Origin of the sequence: Bacteroides xylanisolvens XB1A, assembly GCF_000210075.1 — a bacterium.
Taxonomy (GTDB): domain Bacteria; phylum Bacteroidota; class Bacteroidia; order Bacteroidales; family Bacteroidaceae; genus Bacteroides; species Bacteroides xylanisolvens.
Map to the genome: position 1 here is coordinate 4,684,885 of NC_021017.1, position 3,301 is coordinate 4,688,185.

The 3,301-nt window shown below is 41.6% G+C and carries 2 protein-coding genes; both read left to right on the forward strand.

Annotated features, from left to right (window positions below; genetic code table 11):
- On the forward strand, positions 1–1,575 hold a 1,575-nt coding region (locus BXY_RS18040; protein WP_208946848.1), incomplete at its 5' end, for an outer membrane beta-barrel protein.
- Between the two features lie 89 nt (positions 1,576–1,664).
- Positions 1,665–3,236: a ClC family H(+)/Cl(-) exchange transporter gene (locus BXY_RS18045; protein WP_008775097.1), complete on the forward strand. Its 1,572-nt coding sequence runs from the start codon at positions 1,665–1,667 to the stop codon at positions 3,234–3,236.
- The last annotated feature ends 65 nt before the right edge of the window (positions 3,237–3,301 follow it).

The window sequence follows — 3,301 nt, forward strand, 5'->3', positions numbered from 1 at the left end:
ACTACATTGATTTTCCGTCCTCAATATCGTTTTTCGGCCAATGACAGAGAGAATAGTGGCTTTCAGGAAGGGTGGGGGAATGATGTATTGTTGAATGAGAGAGAGTCCTCCGGCACCAACCATAATTCCCGGTATAACCTGACGATGATGTTACAACTTAGCCGGAAATTGAGTCGGTTGGGGAGAAATGTCGCTTTGAAAGTAGACTATGGTACTAATGCTTCATCTACCGACCGGAAGAGCCTTTCCACCACCCGGTACTTCAAAAATAATACGAAGAAGATTCAGAATCAGAAGATAGAGGATGATGTGGACGGGTATAATTACCGGGTGCAACTGGTATATGTAGAACCGTTGCCGTGGCGGCATTTCCTGCAACTCCGTTACAGCTATCAGTATAAAGTGAACAATTCGGATCGTTTTGTCTATGACTGGGATAAGGAACTGGAAGAGTTTGCTCCCGACTTTGATGAAGACTCCAGTAACCGTTTTGAAAATCAATACAGTAATCACTTGGTGAACCTTGCCATACGTACTTCACAGAAAAAGTATAATTATAATATTGGAGTTGATTTTGAACCACAAAAGTCTGTCAGCCATTCTTTGTTGAGCGACGCTCCCGAAGATCAGTTGGAAAGATCAGTCATGAATTTCTCACCCACAGTCAATTTCCGTTACAAGTTTTCAAAACGTACCCGTTTGCAAATTGTGTATAGAGGAAAAGGAAAACAGCCAAGCGTACGCGACCTCCAACCTGTGACCGACCGTACCAATCCTTTAAATATCCGTGTCGGTAACCCTTCGTTGAAGCCTTCATATACGAATACGTTTACATTGAATTTTAATTCCTACAATACCAAACATCAGCGAAATATGGTAGCTACCGCTTTGTTCGAGAATACCATTAATAATGTAACCAATCAGGTGACTTATGACAGCGAAACCGGTGTGCGAACGACGTCTCCGGTCAATATGAATGGTAATTGGCGCGCCATGGGGTCTTTTTCTCTCAATACCCCTTTTAAGAATCGTAGCTGGATATTTCGCACTTACTCCTATCTGCAATACCGGAATCAGAATGGCTATACAACTCTGAATAAAGAAGAACCGGTGAAAACCTCCGTACAGCATTTAACGGGACGTGAGCGTCTACGGCTTACTTATCGTACCCGTCAAATGGAACTTACGGGGCTTGTCGGCCTGATTTATAACAATTCTTATAATGATGTGCGGGAGAAACGTACTGAAACTTTTGATTATCAGGCAGGAACCCAACTGCAACTTTATCTGCCTTGGGGGATGGAACTATATAATGACCTGACTTATTCTCTCCGCACCGGTTATGGTTATGAAGGTTATGCCAAAGAGAATTTCATGTGGAACTGCCAACTGTCAAAAGCCTTTCTAAAAAAGAAACAGTTATTAATCCGTTTCAAGATCTATGATATTCTCCATCAGGATATTTCTTTGATACGCACAATTACCGCCACCGCCATTCGTGACACGGATTATAATGCACTGGGGTCTTACTTTATGGTACACGCTATACTTCGTCTGAATATGATGGGAAGATAATTAGAAATTAAATCTTCATGAGTTTGAAAACCACAGCTAGGTTTTGATTGTTGTATGTCCTACGTATAAAACAATGTAAGGCTGGCTGAATGTTTCGACTGATAAAAAAGATAAAAGATAATGGTCGTTGGCGCATTTTTAAACTGAAGTTGATTGATGCACGACTTTACTTTGTCAGTATCTTCGTAGGATTACTGACGGGGCTTGTTGCCGTGCCTTATCATTACCTGTTACAGTTCTTCTTTAATCTCCGCCATGATTTTTTTGATTCTCATCCCAAGTGGTATTGGTATATCCCTCTTTTCCTGTTGATGTGGGGAATACTTGTATTCGTATCCTGGCTGGTGAAGAAAATGCCGCTTATTACCGGCGGGGGGATTCCGCAAACACGTGGAGTTATTAATGGGAGGGTTGATTATAAGCATCCTTTTCTGGAATTGGTTGCGAAGTTTGTGGGTGGGATACTTGCATTAAGTACCGGATTGTCTTTGGGGCGTGAAGGACCTTCCGTACAGATAGGTTCGTATGTCGGATATTTGGTATCAAAATGGGGGAGGGTGCTTAGTGGCGAACGGAAACAATTATTGTCTGCCGGTGCAGGTGCCGGATTGGCGGCTGCTTTTGCTGCCCCATTAGCTTCCTCATTGTTGGTTATCGAATCTATTGAGCGGTTCGATGCACCTAAAACAGCCATTACCACGCTTTTGGCAGGAGTCGTGGCAGGCGGGGTTGCCAGTTGGATTTTTCCCATCAATCCTTATTTTCATATAGATGCCATTGTGCCTGGAATGACTTTTTGGGGGCAGGTGAAACTGTTTCTTTTGTTGGCGGCAGTAGTTTCTGTTTTTGGAAAATTCTTTTCTGTCACTACTCTTCAGATGAAACGTATTTATCCCGCTATTAAGCATCCTGAATACGTGAAGATGCTGTATTTGCTTTTTATTGCTTTTTTGATTTCTATGGCCGAGTTTAATCTGACGGGAGGAGGGGAACAGTTCTTGCTATCACAGGCCATGCATCCGGATACACATATTCTTTGGATTGTTGGCATGATGTTGTTGCATTTCGTTTTTAGTACCTTTTCTTTTTCTTCGGGTTTACCGGGAGGAAGTTTTATCCCTACACTGGTGACAGGAGGACTTTTGGGGCAAATAGTGGGATTGATTATGGTTCAACAGGGTGTGATTGCTTATGAGAATATCAGTTATATCATGTTGATTTGTATGTCGGCATTTCTTGTAGCAGTCATTCGTACACCTCTGACGGCTATTGTCTTAATAACCGAGATTACGGGACATTTGGAAGTCTTTTATCCTTCCATTGTTGTAGGTGGATTAACCTATTACTTTACGGAAATGCTTCAGATAAAACCGTTCAATGTAATTTTATATGATGATATGATTCATTCGCCTGCCTTTAAGGAAGAGCCCCGTTATACATTGTCTGTAGAAGTAATGAGCGGGTCTTATTTAGATGGCAAGATGGTGGATGAACTTCGTTTACCGGAACGTTGCATAATTATAAATGTGCATCGTGACCGTAAGAATTGGCCTCCCAAAGGACAGAAATTAATGCCTGGAGATCAAGTTCAAATAGAGATGGACTCACAGGATATAGAGAAATTGTATGAACCTTTAGTGAGTATGGCGAATATTTATTGAGTATAGGTGTTGGCAGTATAAATTCATAACAGTATAAAAAAGAATGAAACAGTGCAGAAATGAAC